Origin of the sequence: Pseudomonas sp. DP-17 (assembly GCF_022380625.1) — a bacterium.
Lineage (GTDB): Bacteria > Pseudomonadota > Gammaproteobacteria > Pseudomonadales > Pseudomonadaceae > Pseudomonas > Pseudomonas nitroreducens_A.
In genome coordinates this window covers 1,072,093-1,094,185 of the sequence record NZ_JAKSXG010000001.1, presented here as the reverse complement: position 1 = coordinate 1,094,185, position 22,093 = coordinate 1,072,093, and the positions used below count along the sequence as shown (strand labels likewise).

General features: G+C 65.8%; 24 protein-coding genes and 1 riboswitch. Of the genes, 13 read left to right on the top strand and 11 right to left on the bottom strand.

Going from position 1 to position 22,093, the window contains the following annotated elements; translation table 11 throughout:
• The first annotated feature begins 111 nt into the window (after positions 1-111).
• From MJ122_RS05145 to MJ122_RS05135, 3 genes are all read left to right on the top strand, one after another.
• Positions 112-669, top strand: a complete 558-nt coding sequence (locus MJ122_RS05145; protein ID WP_017519718.1) for a hypoxanthine-guanine phosphoribosyltransferase — start codon at positions 112-114, stop codon at positions 667-669.
• Positions 670-671: 2 nt separating this feature from the next.
• Positions 672-1,148, top strand: coding sequence for a WbuC family cupin fold metalloprotein (locus tag MJ122_RS05140; protein ID WP_239742655.1), 477 nt, complete (start codon positions 672-674; stop codon positions 1,146-1,148).
• A gap of 215 nt (positions 1,149-1,363) precedes the next feature.
• Entirely contained in the window at positions 1,364-2,788 is a 1,425-nt protein-coding gene (locus tag MJ122_RS05135) for an aldehyde dehydrogenase family protein (protein WP_239742653.1), read from the top strand.
• Here the strand turns inward: MJ122_RS05135 and MJ122_RS05130 are convergent.
• Entirely contained in the window at positions 2,772-3,689 is a 918-nt protein-coding gene (locus MJ122_RS05130) for a LysR family transcriptional regulator (protein ID WP_239742652.1), read from the bottom strand. The genes MJ122_RS05135 and MJ122_RS05130 overlap by 17 nt on opposite strands.
• Before the next feature lie 142 nt (positions 3,690-3,831).
• Between MJ122_RS05130 and MJ122_RS05125 the strand changes: the two genes are divergently transcribed.
• The 3 genes from MJ122_RS05125 (at position 3,832) to MJ122_RS05115 (ending at position 5,346) form a co-directional block, all read left to right on the top strand.
• On the top strand, positions 3,832-4,326 hold the full coding sequence (locus MJ122_RS05125) for a hypothetical protein (protein ID WP_239742650.1): 495 nt from the start codon (positions 3,832-3,834) through the stop codon (positions 4,324-4,326).
• 98 nt (positions 4,327-4,424) lie between these two features.
• Positions 4,425-4,712 (top strand): PA4642 family protein, encoded by a 288-nt coding sequence (locus tag MJ122_RS05120; protein WP_017519723.1) that lies wholly within the window; start codon positions 4,425-4,427, stop codon positions 4,710-4,712.
• 232 nt (positions 4,713-4,944) lie between these two features.
• Positions 4,945-5,346: a glyoxalase/bleomycin resistance/extradiol dioxygenase family protein gene (locus MJ122_RS05115; RefSeq protein ID WP_088419295.1), complete on the top strand. Its 402-nt coding sequence runs from the start codon at positions 4,945-4,947 to the stop codon at positions 5,344-5,346.
• 64 nt (positions 5,347-5,410) lie between these two features.
• Here the strand turns inward: MJ122_RS05115 and mqo are convergent, their stop codons facing one another.
• Complete coding sequence (gene mqo / locus MJ122_RS05110) at positions 5,411-6,904, bottom strand: malate dehydrogenase (quinone) (RefSeq protein WP_017519725.1); 1,494 nt, start codon at positions 6,902-6,904, stop codon at positions 5,411-5,413.
• Between the two features lie 800 nt (positions 6,905-7,704).
• Here mqo and MJ122_RS05105 point away from each other — a divergent pair.
• Entirely contained in the window at positions 7,705-8,292 is a 588-nt protein-coding gene (locus MJ122_RS05105; protein WP_017519726.1) for a YajG family lipoprotein, read from the top strand.
• A gap of 64 nt (positions 8,293-8,356) precedes the next feature.
• On the opposite strand, the gene MJ122_RS05100 is transcribed toward MJ122_RS05105, so the two are convergent.
• Complete coding sequence (locus tag MJ122_RS05100; RefSeq protein ID WP_088419297.1) at positions 8,357-8,563, bottom strand: hypothetical protein; 207 nt, start codon at positions 8,561-8,563, stop codon at positions 8,357-8,359.
• Between the two features lie 262 nt (positions 8,564-8,825).
• Between MJ122_RS05100 and MJ122_RS05095 the strand changes: the two genes are divergently transcribed.
• Positions 8,826-9,104, top strand: a complete 279-nt coding sequence (locus MJ122_RS05095) for a hypothetical protein (RefSeq protein WP_017519728.1) — start codon at positions 8,826-8,828, stop codon at positions 9,102-9,104.
• Positions 9,105-9,147: 43 nt separating this feature from the next.
• On the opposite strand, the gene MJ122_RS05090 is transcribed toward MJ122_RS05095, so the two are convergent.
• Positions 9,148-10,308, bottom strand: coding sequence for a 1-acyl-sn-glycerol-3-phosphate acyltransferase (locus tag MJ122_RS05090; protein WP_088419299.1), 1,161 nt, complete (start codon positions 10,306-10,308; stop codon positions 9,148-9,150).
• Positions 10,309-10,447: 139 nt separating this feature from the next.
• On the opposite strand from MJ122_RS05090, the gene MJ122_RS05085 reads away from it, so the two are divergent.
• Genes MJ122_RS05085 through MJ122_RS05075 form a run of 3 tightly spaced genes read left to right on the top strand, consistent with a single transcriptional unit; the run spans position 10,448 to position 11,527 of the window.
• Entirely contained in the window at positions 10,448-10,630 is a 183-nt protein-coding gene (locus MJ122_RS05085; protein WP_017519730.1) for a CPXCG motif-containing cysteine-rich protein, read from the top strand.
• Positions 10,630-10,896, top strand: coding sequence for a DUF2007 domain-containing protein (locus tag MJ122_RS05080; RefSeq protein WP_239742648.1), 267 nt, complete (start codon positions 10,630-10,632; stop codon positions 10,894-10,896). The genes MJ122_RS05085 and MJ122_RS05080 overlap by 1 nt, the downstream gene beginning before the upstream one ends.
• Positions 10,897-10,915: 19 nt before the next feature.
• Positions 10,916-11,527: an SOS response-associated peptidase gene (locus tag MJ122_RS05075; RefSeq protein WP_239742646.1), complete on the top strand. Its 612-nt coding sequence runs from the start codon at positions 10,916-10,918 to the stop codon at positions 11,525-11,527.
• A gap of 95 nt (positions 11,528-11,622) precedes the next feature.
• Here MJ122_RS05075 and MJ122_RS05070 read toward each other — a convergent pair whose 3' ends face one another.
• Positions 11,623-13,755 (bottom strand): methyl-accepting chemotaxis protein, encoded by a 2,133-nt coding sequence (locus MJ122_RS05070; RefSeq protein ID WP_239742644.1) that lies wholly within the window; start codon positions 13,753-13,755, stop codon positions 11,623-11,625.
• 417 nt (positions 13,756-14,172) lie between these two features.
• Here MJ122_RS05070 and MJ122_RS05065 point away from each other — a divergent pair, with 417 nt between their 5' ends.
• Together MJ122_RS05065 and MJ122_RS05060 are read left to right on the top strand one after the other, a co-directional pair.
• Positions 14,173-14,994, top strand: a complete 822-nt coding sequence (locus tag MJ122_RS05065) for a M48 family metallopeptidase (RefSeq protein ID WP_088419307.1) — start codon at positions 14,173-14,175, stop codon at positions 14,992-14,994.
• A 78-nt stretch (positions 14,995-15,072) separates the two neighbouring features.
• Positions 15,073-16,056, top strand: a complete 984-nt coding sequence (locus MJ122_RS05060) for an NAD-dependent epimerase/dehydratase family protein (protein ID WP_088419309.1) — start codon at positions 15,073-15,075, stop codon at positions 16,054-16,056.
• A 159-nt stretch (positions 16,057-16,215) separates the two neighbouring features.
• Here MJ122_RS05060 and MJ122_RS05055 read toward each other — a convergent pair whose 3' ends face one another.
• The 6 genes from MJ122_RS05055 to MJ122_RS05030 form a co-directional block, all read right to left on the bottom strand.
• A complete protein-coding gene (locus MJ122_RS05055) occupies positions 16,216-16,659 on the bottom strand; it encodes a ketosteroid isomerase-related protein (protein ID WP_017519736.1) in 444 nt (147 codons plus the stop codon).
• Between the two features lie 100 nt (positions 16,660-16,759).
• Positions 16,760-17,341, bottom strand: coding sequence for a TMEM165/GDT1 family protein (locus MJ122_RS05050; protein ID WP_138522165.1), 582 nt, complete (start codon positions 17,339-17,341; stop codon positions 16,760-16,762).
• A gap of 6 nt (positions 17,342-17,347) precedes the next feature.
• A riboswitch (yybP-ykoY riboswitch) is annotated at positions 17,348-17,552 on the bottom strand.
• 44 nt (positions 17,553-17,596) lie between these two features.
• Positions 17,597-19,054, bottom strand: coding sequence for an amino acid permease (locus tag MJ122_RS05045; protein WP_239742834.1), 1,458 nt, complete (start codon positions 19,052-19,054; stop codon positions 17,597-17,599).
• 119 nt (positions 19,055-19,173) lie between these two features.
• Entirely contained in the window at positions 19,174-20,175 is a 1,002-nt protein-coding gene (locus MJ122_RS05040) for a class I SAM-dependent methyltransferase (protein WP_239742642.1), read from the bottom strand.
• A gap of 53 nt (positions 20,176-20,228) precedes the next feature.
• On the bottom strand, positions 20,229-20,993 hold the full coding sequence (locus tag MJ122_RS05035) for a DUF1835 domain-containing protein (protein ID WP_239742640.1): 765 nt from the start codon (positions 20,991-20,993) through the stop codon (positions 20,229-20,231).
• Positions 20,990-21,955 (bottom strand): 2-hydroxyacid dehydrogenase, encoded by a 966-nt coding sequence (locus MJ122_RS05030; RefSeq protein ID WP_239742636.1) that lies wholly within the window; start codon positions 21,953-21,955, stop codon positions 20,990-20,992. The genes MJ122_RS05035 and MJ122_RS05030 overlap by 4 nt, the downstream gene beginning before the upstream one ends.
• Positions 21,956-22,093 lie beyond the last annotated feature (138 nt).

Sequence of the window (22,093 nt, the reverse complement as noted above, 5' to 3'; positions counted from 1 at the left end):
TAATGCATCCTAGCTATCTTGGGCCACGATTGTCGGCGACATTCGTCCGCTGACCCTTGCTCCACGGCACGCCGATAGGTACCTTTGCGCACTTTTTCACGGGAGAACCCCATGTCCGTCGATCTCGCGCACATCCGCCAAGTCATGGCCGAAGCCGACTGCCTGTACACCAACGCCGAGGTAGAGGCCGCCATCGCCCGTGTGGCCGAGGCCATCAACGGCTCCCTGGCCGACACCAATCCGGTGGTGTTCTGCGTGATGAACGGCGGCCTGATCTTCTCCGGCAAGCTGCTGCCCCTGCTGAATTTCCCGCTGGAAGCCTCCTACCTGCATGCGACCCGTTACCGCAACGAGACCACCGGTGGCGAGCTGTTCTGGAAGGCCAAGCCGGAAATCTCCTTCATCGACCGCGAAGTGCTGATCATCGACGACATCCTCGATGAAGGGCACACCCTCTCGGCGATCATGGACTTCTGCAAGCACGCCGGCGCCAAGCGCGTGCACACCGCCGTGCTGATCGACAAGGATCACGACCGCAAGGCCCGTCCGGACCTGAAGGCCGACTACGTGGGCCTGTCCTGCATCGACCGCTACATCTTCGGTTACGGCATGGACTACAAGGGATACTGGCGCAACGCTGCCGGCATCTTCGCCGTCAAAGGCTTGTGACGATGAACGGGCCGCGTTTTCTCGACAGCGTGCTGTTCGACGAGGTCGCGGCCCGTGCCGCCGCCAGCCCCCGGCGCCGGCAGAACCACAACTTCCATGAGCAGACCGAGCCCTGCCATCGCCTGCTCAATGCACTGCAGCCGGACAGCTACATTCCGCCGCACTGCCATCGCCATCCGGACAAGGCCGAAAGCCTGCTGGTGGTGAAGGGCGCGCTGGGGCTGCTGATCTTCTCCGACAGTGGTGAACTGCTGACGACCCGCGTGCTGCGCGCGGGCGGCGAGTGCGTCGGCGCCGACCTGCCGCCCGGCACCTTCCACGCCATCGTCGCGCTGGAGCCGGACAGCGTGATGTTCGAAGCCAAGGCTGGCCCCTTCGTGCCGCTGGGCGAGGACGAGCGCGGCCAGTGGGCGCCGCGCGAGGGCGAGCCGGGCGCTGCCGAGTACCTGGCCTGGATGCGTTCGCACTTCCCGCTCTGAATGCCGCACGGGCGTAGAAGCGGACTCTGTCCGCGATGGGTTGGCCCAACTCCCGGTTCGAGCAAAGCGGCGATGAATCAATCGCGGACGGAGTCCGCTCCTACCCAAGGTCACGCATCGAGCTGTGTCGATGTGTGCATGGGTAAACGCGCATTTTTACCGATGCATGCTTTGCCTATCCTGCGACCCTCACCAGACAACCGTTCGAGGTTCGCATGTCCCGTCTCCTATATATCGATGGCCAATGGCAGGCCGCCGACAGCGGCGCCGTCCTGCGCCCGGTCGCTCCCGCCACCCGTGAGGCGCTGCCGGAAGTCGCCTGCGCCGGTGTGTCCGATGTAGAGCGCGCCGTTGCTGCCGCCAGGCGCGCCTTCGCCGACTGGAAACTGACCAGCGCCGCCCAACGCGCCGGTTACCTGCGGGCTTTCGCCGAGCAGCTCGAAGCCCGCCGCGAAACGCTGATCACCCTGCAGATGCAGGCCAGCGGCAAGCCGCGCCTGGAAGCCGAAATCGACATCGGCGACGCCATGGCCACCTTCGCCTACTACGCCGAACTGGCCGACCAGCTGGACGCCCGGCAGAACGCCGAGGTAGCCCTGCCTGACGCCGGCTACCGCTCGCAGACCCGCTTCGAGCCCATCGGCGTGGTCGGCCTGATCGTGCCGTGGAACTTCCCGTTGGTGACCAGCGCCTGGAAGGTCGCACCGGCCCTGGCGGCGGGCTGCACCGTGGTGCTCAAGCCCTCGGAAATCACTCCGCTGATCGAACTGGTGCTGGGCGAGATCGCCGACGCCATCGGCCTGCCGGCCGGCGTGCTGAACCTGGTGCCGGGCCTGGCTGATGCCGGCGCGGCGCTGTGCAGCCATCCGGGCATCGCCAAGCTGTCCTTCACCGGCAGCAATGTGGTTGGCCGCAAGGTCATGGAAGCCGCTGCAGCGCGCACCCTGCCCGTGGGCCTGGAGCTGGGCGGCAAATCGCCGATCCTGGTGTTCGAGGACTGCGACCTGGACGAAGCCGTGCAGTGGATCATCGCCGGCGTCTACTGGAACGCCGGGCAGATGTGCTCCGCCACCTCGCGCCTGCTGGTGCAGCAATCCATCGCCCAGCCGCTGCTGGCGAAGCTGAAGGTGGCGGTGGAGGGCCTGCGCGTCGGTGACTCGCTGCTCGGTGAGACCGACATGGGCCCGATGACCAGCGAAGCGCAGTACCGCAAGGTGCTCGACTATTTCGCGGTCGCCCGCGACGAAGGCCTGGCCTGCCTGACCGGCGGCGAAGCGACCGAGGGCTGGTTCATCCAGCCGACCGTCTACACCGACGTACCGGCGGACAGCCGCCTGTGGCGCGAGGAAATCTTCGGCCCGGTGCTGTGCGTGCGCACCTTCAGTGATGAAGCGGATGCCCTGCGTCAGGCCAACGACAGCGATTTCGCCCTGGCCGCCACCGTGTGCAGCGCCGATCTCGAGCGCGCCCAGCGTGTCGCCGAGTGCCTGGAGGCCGGCAACGTCTGGCTGAACTCGCCGCAAGTGGTATTCCCGCAGACCTCCTGGGGCGGCGGCAAGCGCAGCGGCATCGGCCGCGAGCTGGGCCCCTGGGGGCTGTCGGCGTTCTTCGATATCAAGCACATCACCGCGCCGCGCTGACCGGCGTCACCCCGTGCTCCAGGCGCAGGTCTTCGACCAGCGCCTGGAGCGCTTCGTTGTGCCCCGGCTCGTCGCGCACCACCAGGCTGTGGGTGATGCCGTAGCCGAGGCTGTCCGGCAGCAGCGCGCGCATCTCGCCCTGCTGCACCCAGCGCTCGGCATAGTGCGTGGGCAGGTAGCCCAGGTGAGTGCCCGCGCGCACGGCGTGGAGCACTGCCTCCATGTGCTGGGCGAAGGCCGTGCTGCGTTGCGGGTCGGCCGGCAACTGCACGTCGGCGACCGCATAGCCGTGCTGGATCCAGTCGCAGCTTTCCAGCTCTCCCGCGTCCTTCACTGGTTTGTCGAACAACGGATGCTCGCGCCCGCAGAACACCGCTACCCGCTCGTGGTACAGCGGCTCGTAGCGCAGGTTCGGCAGGCGCCGGCTGAAGCAGGCAATGGCCAGGTGCAGGCGGCCGCTGAGTACCAGGCGCTCCAGTTCGCTGGAGGATTCGATGAGGAAATGCAGGCGCACGTCCTGGTCGCGGCGGTTGAAGCGCGCCAGGGTCTGGTGGATGCGTGCGTCGGGGAGGGTGGCGATATTGTCGGCCAGGCCCAGGTGCAGTTCGCCGACCAGTCGCCCTGCGAGGGATTGCACCTGGTCGCGGAAGTCACCCAGCGCGGCGAACAGGTTCTGTGCGTAGTCCAGCACCCGCTCGCCTTTCTCGGTCAGGCGAAAGCCGCTCTTGCCGCGTTCGCACAGGCGATAGCCCAGTCGCGTCTCCAGGCTGGCGATGTGCGTGCTGATGGTCGACTGGCCCATGCCCAGTTCGCCCTGTGCGGCGGAGAATCCCCCGCAGCGCACCACGCAGGCGAAGATGCGCAGCAGGCGCAGGTCGAGGTCGGAGACGTTGTGCAGCATGGCGGTTTTCGATTCGTGAGTGGCGATGTATTGGGGGTGTTGCTTTGAAGGCTATCAATGTATCGCCGGGCTTGCCATGAGCGCCTGTCGTGGCGCTTCGGGCGCGTGCTAGAGTGCTCGGCCCTGTCCCGCGGAGGTGATGATGTCCGTTCGCATACCAGGCGCCTTGCTGGCGCTGTTGTTCTGCCTTCCGCTTGGTGTTGCCGCAGAGGCTGGTGCCGCACCGATGCACAGCCAGTTCCTGCCGCCGGACGACGCCGGCCTGCGCCAGGGCGAGCCGGAGCAGCAGCAACTGCTGCAGGTCACCGAATACAGTGTGGTGCTGGGCAACCAGCGCCAGTCCAACCAGCAGCCCATCCCGATCACTACGCCCGCGATGCTGCGCCTCAAGGGCAAGCCGCTGAACAAGGGCGCGCAGATCAGCCAGGTGGTGATCAGCTTCGATGGTGAGGGCAAGAGCCTGAAGAAGCCGGTCTACGACGAGAAGACCCGCGTGCTCAGCCTGTACTACCCGCAGGCGGCTTATCCACAGTTGCTCGACCTGTTGCGCAACGGCACCGTCTACGTGCAGTTCCTCACCTACGGCAACGGCCATATCTGGGCCGACCTGCACACCGGCGCGGTGCGTGCGCGTTGAGCCGCGCCCGACGCGGGGGTAAACTGCCCGACCCGTGGTGCCCGGCCTGAGCCGCTGCCGGCCGCGATTCCCGAGACAGCCGTAGAGAGAAGCGAGCGATGCGTAAAGACAAGAAGCAGGTGATTGGCGAAGAGATCAACGACGACGCCATCAAGCTGTTCCTCGACGTGGAACCGGCCGACGACACCCCGGCGTCCCTGCACAAGCTGGTCAAGGCCTACCGCGGCCTGCGCATCGACGACTTCGAGCGCTTCGTCGGTTTCTTCGTCGAAGCCGGCTACGACCTGTCCGCCAAGGATGCCCAGGGCCAGGACTTCATCGCCCTGATCCAGGATCAGCGCCAGGCCGAGCCCTACATCGAAGTGATCAAGGCAGCCCGCGGCTGATCGGTTCGATTCGCCGAAAAGCCCGCCTTGTGCGGGCTTTTTTGTTCGGGAACTCAGCGGGAAAACTCCATGTAGGATGGCGTGGAGCGAAGCGATACCCATCACTTCCGAGCCGCGAACGGCATGGGTATCGCTGCGCTCCACCCATCCTACGAACAGACTCGCCGGACCCTCGTCGAATCCCCGCCTAGACTTCTCCTCAGAACGATAACGACAAGGCGAGGACGAAGCCGTGCAAGTACAGCCCTATCTGTTTTTCCATGGTCGCGCCGATGAGGCCATTGCCTTCTACCAACACGCGGTGGGGGCTCAGCTGGGGGCGCTGATGCGCTTTGAGGAGGCACCGGGCCCCGCACCGGTACCCGATGGCTGGCTGGACAAGGTGATGCACGCCAGCCTGCAGATCGGCGAGACGGAAATCTTCCTGTCCGATGGCCGCGGCGAGCATAACGCCGCTTTCAATGGTTTCTCCCTGCACCTGACGTTGCGCAGCGTGGTGGCGGCGGAGCAGGCGTTTGCCGCATTGGCGGAGGAGGGGCGGGTGGAAATGCCGCTGGAAAAGACCTTCTGGGCGCAGCGCTTCGGCATGCTCACCGACCGCTTCGGCGTTGGCTGGATGGTCAGCTGTCACTGAGCCGCGCCGAACACGGAAACGAAAAAGCCCGCCGGATGGCGGGGCCTTTTCATGGGTACAGCACTCAGGACGCGGCGACGATCTGCAGACGGTCGGCGGTCATCTGGTTGACTTCGCGATAGGTCGCGGCGTCGGTTTCCAGCTGCTTCTCGCGGGCCGGGAAGATCTCCTTGAGCTTCGCGGTCCACTCGGCCGATTTGTAGCGCTCCGGGAAGCAGCGCTCCAGCAGGCCCAGCATGATCGAGACGGTGACCGAGGCACCCGGCGATGCGCCGAGCAGGGCGGCGATGCTGCCGTCCTGGGCCGCCACCAGTTCGGTACCGAACTGCAGGATGCCGCCTTTCTTCGGGTCCTTCTTGATGATCTGCACACGCTGGCCGGCGGTTTCGAGGCGCCAGTCGGCCGGGTTCAGCTCCGGGTAGAACTTGCGCAGGGCTTCGATGCGCTGGTCCATGGACTGCATGACTTCCTTCACCAGGTAGCGGGTGAGGTCCATGTTGTCGCGGGCCACGGCGAGCATCGGCAGCAGGTTGCTGGTGCGCACCGAGAGCGGCAGGTCGAGGAACGAACCGTGGCGCAGGAACTTGGTGGAGAAGCCGGCGTAGGGGCCGAACAGCAGCGAGGTCTTGCCCTCGACCACGCGGGTGTCCAGGTGCGGCACGGACATCGGCGGGGCGCCCACTTCGGCCTGGCTGTAGACCTTGGCCTGGTGCTGCTTGACCACTTCCGGGTTGTCGCAGCGCAGCCACTGGCCGCTCACCGGGAAGCCGCCGAAGCCTTTGCTTTCCGGGATGCCGGACATCTGCAGCAGCGGCAGTGCGCCGCCGCCGGCGCCGAGGAAGACAAACTTCGCCTTGACCTTGCGCGCATCGCCCGTCTGGGTGTTCTTGATGTCCACCAGCCAGCCGTCGCCGGAGCGTTCGAGGCCCACGACCTTCTGGAAGTAACGGACTTCGCTGCCTTCGCGGCTGGAAAGGTAGCCCAGCAGCTGGTTGGTCAGGGCGCCGAAGTTGACGTCGGTGCCGCTTTCCACACGGGTCATCGCGACCTGCTCGTCGGCCGGGCGGCCGGGCATGGTCAGCGGGGCCCAGTCGGCGATCTTCGCGCGGTCCTCGGTGTACTCCATCGAGGAGAAGGCGTGGTGCTGGCTGAGCAGCTCGAAGCGCTTCTTCAGGAAGGGAATGTCCTTGCCGCGCACGAAGCTCATGTGCGGAACGGGGTTGATGAAGTTGCGCGGTGCGCCGAAGGCGTCCTTCCCGGTCAGGTAGGCCCAGAACTGCTTGGACACTTCGAACTGGGCGTTGATGTTCACCGCCTTCTTGATGTCGATCGAGCCGTCGGCCGCCTGTGGTGTGTAGTTCAGCTCGCAGAGGCCGGCGTGACCGGTGCCGGCGTTGTTCCACGGGTTGGAACTCTCGATGGCTCCGGATTCCTGCAGTTCGACGATCTCGAGCTTCACGCCCGGATCGACTTCCTTGAGCAGGACAGCCAGGGTTGCGCTCATGATGCCGGCGCCGACCAGCAGCACGTCCATCGATTCGATTTCGTTCTGCGCCATTAACGCGTCTCCAAAACTATCAGCAGCCAGTTGTGACAGGGGGCTTTCGCTCAGGTGCGTAAAAATTGCCTGTCCGAATTCTTCTCAGGTCGCAAAGGACCTTTCGCGGATGTCTCGGGCCGTGGGCAGAGGAGGGAAATGCGCTCCTTCTCGGCAGTCCACGGCGGAACAGTTCATCCGCAAGTGCATGCGAAAGTGGCGCTTACGCGCGGCTTCCGGTGCCGAAAAAGCGATTCAGTGCTGCGGGGTCAGACGTCAATGGTGCTACCAACGCAAAACTCTTCATTGCTCGCCACACTCTCATGAAGTAGTGAAAAACCTTCGATCACGCTCTTTTGGAGGCGTGAAGCTCAAAGGGGATCGTCGTCGCGGGCCGGTCCGGTCTCCGTGCGGAGGGGGCGGCTGCATCCTTGCCAAGTTCTGCGCAACGAACGTACAAAGCGCGACGGCCAGTGACCGAGGCGAGTGGCGACTCTCTTTGAGGGGTGGCAGAGGCGAGACACGGTGTGTCGGCATCGTGCGGGGCCCGACCAGGAGGCGTCCTTATAATCGGGGGGCGATTATAACGGCGAAACACAAAAAAAAGCTCTGTACCTTAGACTTTTTTCCTAGTGTGTACCCCTTGATTGGCCATGTGTAACCCTCCCGCTACGTCTGGTCCGCACAGGGGGCAAGGCGGCTTATCGACGCGCAGTGAGGGAACCCTGAGAACGGGTTCCGCGTCCAATGGCCAAGCGCTATCTGACCGCGCTGCCCGCCGGTATACTGCCGGCCATCGCTTACCCCATGGAGAGATGAGCATGCTGCCTCGCCTGTTGCTCGGCTTTATTGCTGCCGCCAGCCTGACCTTGACCGGCTGCGCCCTCAGCCCGCAACAACTCAACCCGACGCCCGAGTTCAAGGGCCCGGTCGCCGCCGTTGGCCAGGGCCAGCCGGTGGTGGTGAAAGTCGTCGACGGTCGTCCGAGCACCGCGCTGGGTACCCGTGGCGGCCTGTATTCGGAAACCAGCCAGCTGACCGTGCGCAGCGAAGACGTCATCCCCAAGCTGCAGCTGCAGGCTGAGACCGCCGTGCGCCTGCTGGGCTTCACCCCGTCGGCCAACGCCTACAACGCGCCGCAACTGACCCTGACCCTGGCCGAACTGAAGTACCAGTCGCCCAAGGAAGGCATGTATGTCACCGAGGCCGACATTGGCGCCACTTTCCGCGCCGACGTGCAGAGCGGCACCCGCCGCTACAGCGGCCGCTACGGCGCCTCGACCAACCAGCGCTTCGGCATGGCACCCAACCAGGCGACCAACACCAAGCTGGTGAGCGAAGTGCTCAGCGACGCGCTGACCCGCGTGTTCAAGGACCCGACCATCGGCCAGACGCTGAACCAGCGCTGAGCGACGGGGAAATGAAGAAGCCCGCCGGAAGGCGGGCTTTTTAATGGGCGCTGAGTGGAGGCGATCAGGCGGCCTGGCGGTACGGGTCGACCTCGAAAGAACGCATGCGCTCGTCGGTTTCCGGCAGGTCCAGGTGCTCGTGGCCGCAGGCCTGGGTGTAGACCAGCCAATGGTCGTCCTGGACGTTGAACGACAGTTCGACGACCACGGCTTCGATTTCTTCGAGGTGTTCGATCAGGTAGGCATTTTCGTGGGGGATGATGTCGAGCATGGCGAATCTCCTTGGCGAAAGACCGGGTTTGCAGAATTCGATGAAGCCAGCACCGTGCCAGGGCGCGGGAAAGGCCTTAGACCATTTCTCGATAATTCTTACGCTCGTCGTAAATAAGCGTTGCGCGCTGGCTGCGAGGGCGACCCAGCGGATAAAATGCGCGTCGATTGTTTCTCATCCATGACGGGCCATGCCCGTTCGTCCAGACTGACCCCGCTTTGCTTCGAAGTCGTTGGCGTGCAGTTCTGAAGCGGAGGTTGTGATGTCGCTGCAGGCGCTCTGGAGTCTGTTCCAGGCCCATCCCGGTCGTATCGTGAACGACCTGGCCCTGTTCTTCGCCCTGGCCGGAGGCTGGCTGCTGCTGGCGACACGTCGCCGCGAGCGCCTGGCCCTCGCGCGCCTGGCCGCCGAGAGCGAAGTCGCGCCGGTGCCGCTGGACAGCCTTGAGCCGACCGCGCGGATGAACCGCTTCTTCTACCGTTTCGGCTTCGCCTGCATGGCGCTGGCCGTGACGGTAAGCTGGTACAGCACCCAGCTCTGATCCAGGACGGAAAATCGAAAAAGGCGCCCGAGGGCGCCTTTTTTCATGCCGGCTGCTTGAGCCGGTACTGGTTCAGCACAGGGTTGGCGTACTGCAGGATCAGGTGGCCGCGCTGCTCGCTGGGGCATTCGCCCAGGCGGCGCTCCCATTCGGTGCGTGCGCGCTGCAGTTCCTCGGCCTTGAACAGGGTCTCCGCGCGCGGCACGTTCAGTGCGGCGTCGCGCAGGTCGGAGGCCTCGTACGCGAGGTAGTGCACCGGGAACAACCGGTAATTGCCGAGGATCTGCCGGTCCAGCTCGGCGGCGAGCTGCTTGGCATCGGCGAAGTCGCCGGTGATCTCCTCGCCGAAGTTGATGTGCACCCGGCCCTTGTAGCCGGTGATGCCCTGGACGATGCTGCGGTCGTCCTCGCCCGGCGCCTTCCTGTATTCGCCGGTGGTGGCGCGGGTGAACAGCTCGCGGGCCTTGGCGGCATCGCAGGGGTCGTATTCGTAGCTGATGGACACCGGGATCAGGTGCAGTTGGCGGATCACCTCGGCGAAAGGCTCGTCCTTGCGGCTCATGTGGAACATCTTGAGGATCGCCGAATCGGTGCGGTCGTCACCGTCCTTGGCCCGTCCTTCGGCCTGGGCGATCCAGATCGACTGACCGTCCTGGCAGATCGAATGATTGATATAGGCCGAGAGGTTCTGGTACGCCGCCAGCTTCTCGCGGCGGCCGCTGATCGAGCGGTGCACGATGAAGCTCTTGTTCAAGCGCATCAGGTCGCTGACGAAGGGCTTCTGCAGCAGGTTGTCGCCGATGGCGATGCGCGGCGTCGGCAGCTTGGCGTGGTAGATCGCGTAGTTGCAGAAAGCCGGGTCCACCACGATGTCGCGGTGGTTGGCGATGAACAGGTAGGCACGGCCGGATTGCAGGCGCTCGACGCCTGAATAGGTGACGCCGTCTGTGGCATGCTCGATGGTACGGTCGACGTAGGGCTCGACTTTGTGCTGCAGCTCGCTGACGCTGCGGATGCCGGTGACTTCGCGGGCCAGCCGATGGGCTATAAGAGGTCTGAGCAGCCAGCCGAACGGACCGGACAGACGCGGAAAACGGTAACGCGCCAGCGCGCCGAGGAAGGCGTCGTCGCTCAGCAGGCGCTGCAGGACAGCCGGGACTTCGGTGTCGTTGTACGGTCGGATGGCTTCGAACTCGCCCATCATGCTCTCTATAGAATTCCAGGGGTATCACGGGACGGGCCGCGAACTAGACGGCCCGGACGGGTATGCCGCCGACTCGCCGGCCGGGCGGGCACCCAAAAAGACCGCGCGATTATAAACGGAAGTCACGGGGGAACCAGCGATGCTCGAAAGTCAGGCCTATTCCTGTCCCTATTGCGGAGAGCCGGCCGAGGCCGTGCTCGACCTCTCCGGAGGCGACCAGAGCTACTATGAAGATTGCCCGGTGTGTTGCCGGCCGATCCTGTTCCAGCTCCACACCGATGGGGTGGAATGGTCCCTGGAAGTCCAGCGCGAGGACGATTGATGCAGCGAATCTACGCACCTGCCGACCTGATCGAAGCCGAACTGCTGGGCGGCATGCTGGCCAACGAGGGCATTTCGTCGCACCTGGGCGGGCGCCACCTGGTCGGCGGCATCGGCGAGCTGCCGGGAATGGACCTGCTGCACTTGTGGGTGGAGGACGAGGTGGCGGAGCAGGCGCGCGAACTGATCGCCGCGTACAATGCCGCGCAACCCTTGCCGGGCTGTGCCGACGATCATGAAGGCGGTCCCGGCGTCCTGCTCTGCTGATGTCGCTTATCGAGTTCCCATGACGAGCCGCTACGCCCTGTTCCGCTGGAACCGCGAGCTTGCCGAAAACGCCGGCTTCCCCGCCGACCTGCAGCCGCAGTGGAATGTCGCGCCTGGCGCCCGTGTGCTGATGCTGCGCGAGGAGAACGGAGTGCGCCATGCCGACCTCGCCCGCTGGGGGCTGACGCCGGCCTGGCTGAAGGACCTGTCGCGAACCCCCGCTCACGCCCGCACGGAAACCATCGCCGAACAGCCGATGTTCCGTGACGCCTTCGCCCAGCGGCGCTGCCTGCTGCCGGCCAACGGCTTCTACGAGTGGCGCGGCGTGCGCAAGCGGCCGCACTGGGTATCAGGAGGTGGACTGATCTGCTTCGCGGGGGTGTGGGAGGCGTATCCGGTGGAAGGCCACATTTATTACAGCGTGGCGATGCTCACCCAGGCGGCGGGCGACCTGCGCCGGCCCTTGATCCTCGATGCGGCCGAGCAGGCGCAGTGGCTGTCGAACGAGACGCCAACGGCGCGCTTGCTGGAATTGCTGCAGTTGCCCCAGGCGCGGCTGCGCGAGCAGGCGCTGGCGAACTTCATCAATGACCCCGCCTGCAACGGGCCGGAGTGCCTGACGCCGGCCTGAGGGCATTCCCGCAGGTGCGGACAGCGGCGGCCGCTCCTGCGAAACCCCTGTCGCCCCAGGTGGCCGGTTGACGCCGCAGCGTCAGCCGCCGCGCGTCACACCTTGAACTGATTCACCAGCCTGCGCTGCTGCTCGGCCAGCTTGGTCAGCTCGGCGCTGGCCTGGGAGGCTTCGTCGGCGCCGCCGGCCACCTGGTTGGCGACCATGCCGATATTGGTGACGTTGCGGTTGATATCCTCGGCCACCGCGCTCTGTTCCTCGGCTGCACTGGCGATCTGGGTGTTCATGTCGTTGATCACCGACACCGCCTGGGTGATCGACTCCAGCGCCTGGGCCGCTTCGCCGGCATGACGCACGCTGGCCTCGGTCTTGTCCTGGCTCTGCTGCATCACCTGCACCACTTCGCGGGTACCGTTCTGCAACTGTTGGATCATCGACTGGATTTCCTGGGTGGCCTGTTGGGTCTTCTGCGCCAGGTTGCGCACTTCGTCGGCGACCACCGCGAAGCCGCGGCCCTGCTCGCCAGCGCGGGCGGCTTCGATGGCGGCGTTGAGCGCCAGCAGGTTGGTCTGCTCGGCGATGCCGCGGATGGCCACCAGAATCGCATTGATGTTCTCGCTGTCACGGGCCAGCGACTGCACCACGCCCACGGCGCGGCCGATCTCGCTGGCCAGCGCCTGGATCGCCGCCGAGCTGCTTTCGACGATGCGCTTGCCGTGGTGCGCGGCCTGGTCGGCATGGTTGGCTGCCTCGGCGGCGTGGGTGGCGTTGCGCGCCACGTCCTGGGCGGTGGCGGTCATTTCGTGGACGGCGGTGGCCACCAGCTCGATCTCCGCCAGCTGCTTCTGCACACCCTGGTTGGTGCGGATGGCGATGTCGGCGGTGTGCTCGGAGGAATCGCTGACATGCTGCACCGAGGTCACCACCTGGCCAATCATGCCCTGCAGTTTGACCAGGAAGGTGTTGAAGCCCTTGGCGATGGAGCCCAGCTCGTCGGCGCGGTCGCTGGAGAGGCGGCGGGTCAGGTCGCCTTCGCCCTGGGCGATGTCGTCGAGCATGCCGACCAGTTGGCGCAGCGGGCGGGCGATGCCGTGGCCGACCAGCCAGATCACGGCGAGGCCGATGGCGGCGATCAGCAGGCCGACCAGGGTCATGCCCAGGGTGTCGCTGTCGCGCTGGGTTTTCAGGTCGCTCTGCAGCCGGTTCAGGTCGCCCAGCACGGCTTCCTGCGGCAGTTGCAGCATGAGCGTCCAGCGCGCGCCGGAGTCGGCGATGGTGAAGGGCAGGAACAGCTCGATATGGCCGTGCTCCTTGTCCACCGACGTCAGCGGCTGGTCGAGGGTGAGCTTGGCGAGGTTGGCCACCTCATTGGCATCGAGCACGCTGCTCGCGGCTTCGCCGAGCTTGGCCGGGTCCTTGGTGTAGGCGACCAGGCGGCCGTTGGTGGAGATCAGCGCCATCTCGCCGGCGCCGTCGTAGAGCTGGCTGTCGGCGGTCTTGAGCAGGTCCTGGATAAAGTCCAGCGACAGGTCCACGCCGACGGTGCCCTTGAATTGGCCCTTGACCATGATCGGCGCGTTGAACGAGGACATCAGCACCATCTTGCCGGCCATCTCATAGGGGGCCGGGTCGATGATGCAGGGCTGGTGCTTCTCTTTCGGGCACAGGTAGTACTCGCCTTCGCGCACGCCGGTGGGCTGCATCTTCTGGCTTTCCAGGGTGTCGCCCATGGCTTCCACGGTCAGGCCGCCGTCCTTGCGGTACCACCAGGGCATGAAGCGCCCGCTGGCGTCGTAGCCTGGCAGGCCCGAGTACTGGCTGTCGTTGCCGGCGAAGGCGTTGGGTTCCCAGCCGGCGAAGGCGTCGAGCAGCTTGGGGTTCTGCGCCACGGTCTGGCGCAGCAGGTTGGACATTCCGGCGCGGCCGATGCCCAGCAGCGGCTGGCCATTGGCGTCGGTCTCATCCAGCAGGGCATTGGTGTTGGCCAGGTCGCGGGCAACCGTGAGGGGGTATTCCAGTTCGCGCTGGATCTGCGCGACCTGGCCACGGGCCAGGGCCACCAGGCGTTCGTTGATGACCTGTTCGAGCAGCGCCTGGGTGCGCTCCTGCACCAGCGCCTGGGTGCGTGATCCGGCGAACAGGGCGTAAAGCACCAGCGCCGCGACCACTGCCAGAACGCTGGCACCGGCCAGCGCCACCACGGAAAACTGGATCGACTTGAATTTCATACGGGTACCCGGAATGCGCCAGAGGTCTGCGTGTCTATCTGTATCGGCAGGCCCAGGTGTTTTCCTTAGGGGGCCGTTGTAATGGGTTGTAACGCGACCGTTCGCCGTCTGTCGCAGGATTGTCGGCGCTGGCCGGGAGGTCTAGCATGTGATGTCAAAATGAAATTATCTGGCCGCGATGAGCACCCGATACCGGTAATTGGATAGGGGGGAAGGGTGTCATCCGCGCTTATCTCGCAGGGAGGAACGACCTCCATCGAGTCCGCCACGACGAGCGATCCATGGCTCCATCCGCTGAGCCGGTCCGGTTTCCTAAGTCACTGCTGTGCCGGCTGTTTTCTGCCAGTTGCCGGGCATCGGGGGTGGGCCTACCATGCGCGCTGTCCGTGGGAGATTGCATTGTTTCGGGAGAGCAACATGCCCAGAGTTTTCCGTATCGCCGGCCTGGCCGCCGCGCTGATGCTGACCGCCTGCCAGCAGGTGAACACCACCAGCGGTGGCGTCGTCGGCGTCGAGCGCAAACAGACCATGTTCAGCATGCTGTCCAGCGCACAGGTCGACCAGATGTACGCGCAGTCCTACCAGCAGACCCTCGGCGAGGCCTCCAAGGCCGGCAAGCTGGATGCCAGCAGCAGCGACGCCAAGCGCGTGAAGGCCATTGCCGCGCGGCTGATTCCGCAGACCGGCGCGTTCCGCTCCGACGCGCCGTCCTGGCAGTGGGAAGTCAATGTGATCAAGAGCGACGAGCTCAACGCCAACTGCGGTCCGGGTGGCAAGATCATCGTCTACACCGGGCTGATCGATCAGCTCAAGCTCACCGACGATGAGCTGGCCGCGGTGATGGGCCACGAGATCGCCCACGCCCTGCGTGAGCACGGCCGCGAGGCCATGTCCCGCGCCTATGCCGAGCAGATGGGCCTGGGCATCGGTGGCGCCTTGCTGGGGTTGGGGCAGAACAGCGTGGACCTGGCCCATCAGGTGGTCGAGTACAGCCTGACCCTGCCCAACAGCCGGCAGAACGAGAACGAGGCTGACCTGATAGGCCTGGAATTGGCGGCGCGAGCCGGCTATAACCCCAACGCCGCGATGACCCTCTGGCAGAAAATGGGCCAGGCATCGAACGGCGATGCACCGCCGGAAATCCTCAGCACGCACCCGGCGGACAGCACGCGGATGGCCAACCTGCAGGCCGCCATCCCCAAGGTCATGCCGCTCTACGAGCAGGCCAAGACCCGTTAAGCAGTGGTTCGTGATTCTCTCGAACGGCCAAGGGTGGCGTAAGGTTGCGCTGCCCGATCCAGTGAACAGGGAGCACCCGTGAAAATCGCTGTACTTGGAGCCACCGGGCTCCTGGGCCACCATGCCGCCCGCGCGATCAAGGCGGCCGGCCACCAGTTGGTGCTGATCCACCGACCCTCGTCGCAGATCCAGCGCCTGGCCTACCTGGAGCCAGAGTGCCGGGTGGCCGAGCTTTTCGACCACCAGGGCATGGCCCGTGCACTCAGTGGGCTGGACGCAGTGATCTTCAGCGCCGGTTACTATCCGGTGCGCCCGCGTCGCTGGCAGGAAGAGGTCGCCAGCGCGCTGGACCTGACCAACCATTTCTACGCCGCCTGCCTGCAGGCGAAAGTGCCGCGCATCCTCTACGTCGGCTCGGCCTTCGCCATGCCCTCGCACCCGCAAGGGCTGCCGGGGCACGAGGGGCTGTTCTATGAAGGGCTGCCCACCGGCAAGAGTGCCTACGTCATGTGCAAATGGGCGCTGGACGAGCAGGCTCGCGAGCAGGCCCGCGGCGGCCTGCCGGTGGTCATCGGGATTCCCGGCATGGTCCTGGGCGAGCTGGACATCGGCCCGACTACCGGGCGCCTGATCACCGCCATCGGCCGCGACGAGATGCTGCATTACGTACCAGGCCGGCGGAACGTCATCGATGCTTCCGAGGCCGGGCGCGGTCTGTTGACGGCGCTCGAGCGCGGCCGGGTGGGGGAACGTTATCTGCTCACCGGGCATAACATCGAGATGGGCGCGTTGACCGCGACCATCGCCAGGCTGCTGGGCAAGCCCGCGCCGACCCCGATGCCGCTGCACCGTGCCCGCGCACTGGCGACGCTGGGCCGCTGGCGCTATCGCCTGACCGGCAAGATGCCGTTGCTGGACGACACTGCCATCGAGGTGATGGCCGGCGGGCAGTTCCTCGATGGCCGCAAGGCACGGGAGGAACTGGGCTTCGAGTCCCATGTGCCGCTGGAGGACACACTGGAGCGGGCCATTTCCTGGTTCCACGCCAACGATTACCTCTGATTGGCAACTCGTAGGATGGCGTGGAGCACAGCGATACCCATCAGCGCCGCGCATGGATTGCATGGGTATCGCTGCGCTCCACCCATCCTACAAAGACGTCGGCAGTTGTGCGTGAGCGCGGACCCAAAGAAAAAGCCCGGCAGATGCCGGGCTTTTTTGTCAGGGCAGTGCTTTCTCGGCGAAGGGCCGGTTGGGCAGCCCCATCTGCGCGCGGAAACTTTCCATGTCGAACAGCGTGCACAACTCCTGCACCTGATCCTGGCTGTTGAATACCCAGAAGCCCATGGCCGAGATGCTGACGATGCGGTCGCTGACCGGATACCCCAGCACCGGACGGGCGATGCTGCCCATCAGGGTGCTCCAGGTGAAGACCTTGTTGCCTTCGCGGATGCATTCTTCCACTGCCACTTCCAGGTCCTCCATGCCACTGCGGATTTCCTCCACCAGTGTCCGGTAGCCGGCATTGTCCAGCGGCTGGGCGGTGAAGGCACTCTTGTAGATGAAGTCCGGGCTGTGCAACTGCTCCACCAGCGCCAGGTGTCCCTTGTTCCAGGCGAGGTCGATGTGGTGGCGGGCGATTCGCTTCAGGTCTTTTTCCGGCATGGCGACGTCCTTTGTCATGGGAGGCTCAGGCGCCACTGTGTATCGCGGGCGATACACAGGCATTGGCCGGCGCGCCGGCCTCCTCGCGAAAAGCTGTCGGTCAGAATACCCCGGAGAGCTTCAGCGCATGGTAGATCGCGGCCAGGCCGAGGATGGCGAAGGCGGCGGCGGCCAGGCGACGAATCAGGTTCAGCGGCAGGCGCTCGGCGGCGAAGTTGCCGGCCAGTACCACCGGCACGTTGGCGATCAGCATGCCCAGGGTGGTGCCGATGACTACCAGCCAGAAATGCGGGTACTGCGCGGCCAGCATCACGGTGGCGACCTGGGTCTTGTCGCCCATCTCGGCGAGGAAGAAGGCGATCAGCGTGGTGAGGAAGGGGCCGAACTTCTTCAGCGAGCCCTCTTCGTCGTCATCCAGCTTGTCCGGAATCAAGGTCCAGCCAGCTACCGCCAGGAAGCACACGGCCAGTACCCAGCTCAGCGTGCTTTCCGAGAAGAACGAGGCGACCCAGCTGCCCACCGCGCCGGCGGCGAAATGGTTGGCCAGAGTGGCGGCGATGATCCCGGCGATGATCGGCCAGGGCTTGCGGAAACGCGCGGCGAGAACGAGCGCGAGCAGTTGCGTCTTGTCGCCGATTTCCGCGAGGGCAACGATCAGGGTGGGGACGAAGAGGGATTCCATCAGGCTTCCTAAAGGGGGCGGGTCGACTAAACACCATGACACGCGCCACCTGCCCGCCCCGGGTCAGGTTGCTCGTGTCATAGGTCTTGTCAAACCCCGGCCTGAACACTGCAGGCCTGGATCGTACGCGCCATGGTCTGCGGACCAAGTGTGTTGACGCGTACCGGGCGAGCAGGGCGCTCGCGGGAGACTACTCCCCTAGGACGGGGCGCATTCTGCCCAAGTCGCAGGACTTGGGCAAGCCTGCGCGGCAGATCAATCGCGGGCGGGGCGGATGTCCATGTCCTCGTAGCGGACGAAGCGGGTGCCGTTCTTGAAGCGGTAGCCCAGCCAGATCGCCAGGAACAGCGGGATGGTGATGTAGGTGGCAACGAGGCCGGCCCAGTCCACGTGATCGCCGACGAAGGCCTGGTAGTTCTGCCCCAGGGTGATGACCAGGCAGAGGCAGAAGGCGAAAAGCGGGCCGAAGGGGAACCACTTGGCGCGGTAGGGCAGGTCGTTGAGATTGCCGCCCTGCAGCACGAAGCCTTTGCGGAAGCGGTAGTGCGACACGGCGATACCCAGCCAGACGATGAAGCCGCACATGCCCGAGGCGTTGAGCAGCCAGGTGTAGACGGTCTTGTCGCCGATGAAGCTGGTGAGGAAGCACAGCGCGCCGATCAGCGTGGTGGCGTAGAGGGCATAGCGCGGCACGCCGCTTTCGGACACCTGGGTGAACAGGCGCGGCGCCTTGCCCTGGGTGGCCATGGTGTAGAGCATCCGGGTCGAGGCGTACATGCCCGAGTTACCCGCCGAGAGGATCGCCGAGAGGATCACCGCGTTCATTACGCCGGCAGCGGCAGCCAGGCCCGCGCGCTCGAACAGCAGGGTGAAGGGCGAGGTGCTGATGTCGCTGCTGTCGGTCTTGAGCAGGTTCGGATCGGTGTAGGGGATCAGCATGCCGATGACGAAGATCGACAGGATGTAGAACATCAGGATTCGCCAGAACACCTGGCGGATGGCGATGGGAATGGATTTTTGCGGATTCTCCGATTCGCCCGCGGCGACGCCGATCAGCTCGGTGCCCTGGAAGGAGAAGCCGGCGATCATTGCCACCCCGATCATCGCCTGCAGGCCGCCGACGAAGGGCGCATCCCCTGTGGTGAAGTTGCTGAAGCCGGGACTGTCGATACCATGCATGATGCCGATGATGCTGGCCAGGCCGATGCCGATGAAGACCACCACGGCCACCACCTTGATCAGCGCGAACCAGAATTCGCTCTCGCCAAAACCCTTCACCGAGAAGAAGTTGAGCATGAACATGATGCCGAGGAAACCGGCGCTCCAGACCATGCCCGAGACTTCCGGGAACCAGAACTTCATCACCAGCTGCGCGGCCACCAATTCGGCGGCGATGGTCACCGCCCAGTTGTACCAGTAGTTCCAGCCCATGGCGAAACCGAAGCCATCGTCGATGAAACGGCTGCCATAGGTACAGAAAGAGCCGGAATCGGGAATGTACGCCGCCAGCTCGCCGAGGCTGGTCATGAGGAAAAACACCATCAGGCCGATCAGCGCATAGGCCAGCAGCGCGCCGCCAGGACCGGCGGTGGCGATGGTGCTGCCGGAGGCGACGAACAGACCGGTGCCGATGGAACCGCCGATGGCGATCATGTTCAGGTGACGCGGCTTGAGAGAGCGCTTCAGATGATGTGGCTTCTCCTTGGGCCCCATGGCGAAAGTCAGTTCGACGTCATCTCTAATTCTTCGGTTCACAGGTGTCCTCGATAGTTCAGGGCGAGCGGCGATGCGCCGATCCAGCGGGCTGCGTGGAGTGTAGTGCGAGCCTTGGATCAGCGCCGGGCGCTGTAGATACGGAAGCCGTCGGCCTCGGCCAGGGTGCGGCAGGGACCCAGGTGCTGTTCGATCAGCGGCGGGTATTTCAGGAAGCTGTTGGCTACCAGGCGCAGCTCGCCGCCACTGGCCAGATGCCGGGCCGACTGGCGCAGCAGGTGCTCCGTGGCGGCGTAGCTGGTGTGCACGCCCTGGTGGAAGGGCGGGTTGCTGACGATGGCGGCGAGGCCTACCGGCGCGGCGTCGATGCCGTCGCCGGCGATCACTTCCCCGTCCAGGCCGTTGGCGGCGAGGGTCAGGCGGCTGCTCTCGATGGCGAAGGCGTCGACATCCAGCAAGGTCAGGCGGCTTTGTGGATAACGTCGCTTGAGCGTGGCGCCGAGCACCCCGGCGCCGCAGCCGAAGTCCAGTACGTGGCCGGCTGGCAACTGGTCCAGGTGCTCCAGCAGCAGCGCGCTGCCTCGGTCCAGGCGGCCATGGCTGAATACGCCGGGCAGGGTAACGACCTGCAGCGGGCCGTCGGCCAATGGCAGCTCGTAGCGTTGCGCAAGGGCATGCAGGTCAGGCGCTGCCGGTGCACCGTCGATGCGCGTGTGCCACAGCTGGCAGTGGCGGGCGCTGTCCAGCTTGCTGGCGCGGCCGAATTCACCGAGCTGCTTGCTGGCGCGTTCGACGCCGGCGCGCTTTTCGCCGACCAGGTACAGCTCGCCGTCCGGCACGCAGCTGGCCAGCGCGGCGAGCAGGTAGTCGGTCAGCTCGCGGGACTTGGGCAGGAACAGCACGGCGGCATCGAACCGGCCCGCGGGAGGCGTGGCGCCGAAGTGGCAGCGGCCGGGATAACGACCTTCCAACTGGCGGGCTTCACCGGCGTGCCAGCTCCAGCCCTGGGCTTGCGGCAGATCGCCGAGCAGGGCGTCGGCGGGCAGGCCGGCGAGCAGGACGCGGCCCTGGAAGCGCTCGATCTGGCGCAGCAGCACTTCACTGGTGGGGGCGTTGGACATGCGGCCTCCTGGCGAAAAAGGGCGCGAGTTTAGCAGGGCTGCCGCGGCAGAGCCTAGGCGAGCCGCACCTCGGCGTTCGTCCAGAAGTCGTCGCCACGCAGCTCCAGCGCGCCGGCCGCGACCTGTTCGCGCAGGCGCCAGGCGGCCAGCAGGTCGCTGACGAACAGCCCGTCGACGTAGGCCATGGTCGGGCCGATCAACGATTGCACCGGGCGCCAGGCCTCGCTGGCGCTGTCCAGCAGGATACGGTCGATGTGGGCGTAGCCGGCCCCGCTCAGCTGGCCATCCAGCCACAGGCGCAGCTCGGCGTTTTCCGCCAGGGCGCGTTGCCAGTCCGCGGCCAGATGCTGGCGCTCTGAGGCGTCCAGTTCGTGGCTGGCGGCCAGGGCGTTGGCCAGTTCGACGGGTTTGAGCATGGCGATGGCGTGGCGGTCTTCGCTGCGGCACTGGCCGCTGCCGGCGCCGACGCTGCGCAGGCTGACGCTGGCGGGCAGCAACGCACAGACGCGGCGTAGCAGCATCTGCTCGCTGGCACTGTCGCCGTGCCAGAGCGTGACGGAGGCGGCGTCCGGGCTGCGCAGCCAGGTGGCGTCGCTGGCCAGTTCGCTGGCGATCGCCCGCTCCTGCAGGGCTTCGCCGCCCAGCTTGTGCCAGAACGCAGCGCGCTGCCGGCAGGGCGGGACGTCTACATCGTTCAGAGGGCCGACCGCGAGGTCGTCCGGCAACACGCGGATCTTCTTCTCGGTCAGCACGCCTGCCTCGACCGCGCGGCGCAGGGCATCGGCGGCGCCGTCGCCGCAGACCAGATGCAGGCTCATGCCGCCACCACCCGGCGCGGCTCGCCGGCGAAGAAGCCGGCGGCGTTCTCGCTCAACTGGCCGACGATGCGCTGCCGGGCCTCGCGGCTGCCCCAGGCGCTGTGCGGGGTGACGATGAAGCGCGGGATGTCGCCAGCCAGCAACGGGTTGCCGTCCCTGGGTGGCTCGACGCTGAGCACGTCGAAGGCTGCGCCGCCCAGATGGCCCCGGCGCAGGGTGTCGGCCAGCGCCTGCTCCTCCACCAGGCCGCCGCGGGCGGTGTTGATCAGGAAGGCGCCGGGCTTCATCAGGTCCAGTTCGCGCTGGCCGATCAGGTTGCGCGTGGCATCGGTGAGCGGGCAATGCAGGGTGAGGGCGTCAACCTGCGGCAGCAGCTCGTCCAGCGCCAGGCGGTCGGTGCGCGGCGGGCGGCCGGGCAGGGCGCCGAGCAGCACGCGCATACCGAAGGCTTCGGCGAGCTTCGCCACCGCGCCGCCCAGTTCGCCGTGGCCGAGCAGGCCGAGGGTCTTGCCTTCCAGTTCGACAATGGGGAAGTCCAGCAGGCAGAACTGCGCAGCCTTCTGCCAGCGGCCCTCGCGGATCGCTGCCTGGTAGTCCGGCAGGCGTGTGGCCAGGGCGAGCAGCAGCATCAGGGTGTGCTGGGCCACCGACGGGGTGCCGTAGCCCTGGCAGTTGCTCACGGTCACGCCGTGCTGGCGCGCGGCTTCGAGGTCGACGTTGTTGGTGCCGGTGGCGGCCACCAGGATCAGCTTGAGGTCCGGGCACTGCTCGAACACCTCGGCGCCGATGCGCACCTTGTTGCTGATCGCCACCTGGGCGCCCTGCAGTCGCTCGGCCACCTGCTGCGTGTCGCTGCGCTCGTGCAGCACCAGTTCGCCGAACGGCGCGCGCAGCGGCGCGAGGTCGAGGTCGCCGAGGTCGAGGGAGGCATGGTCGAGGAAGACGGCGCGAGCAGGATTCATGAGCGATGACACCTTGATCGGAAGGGCGGGATGAAGGGGATTCTCGGCAGAACCGTCGCCGTGGACAACCCGGTCTGCCCGCGGACTTGGACGGACGGAACCGCGTATTGATGGTAGATGTTTGAGTGAAAAGTCTGA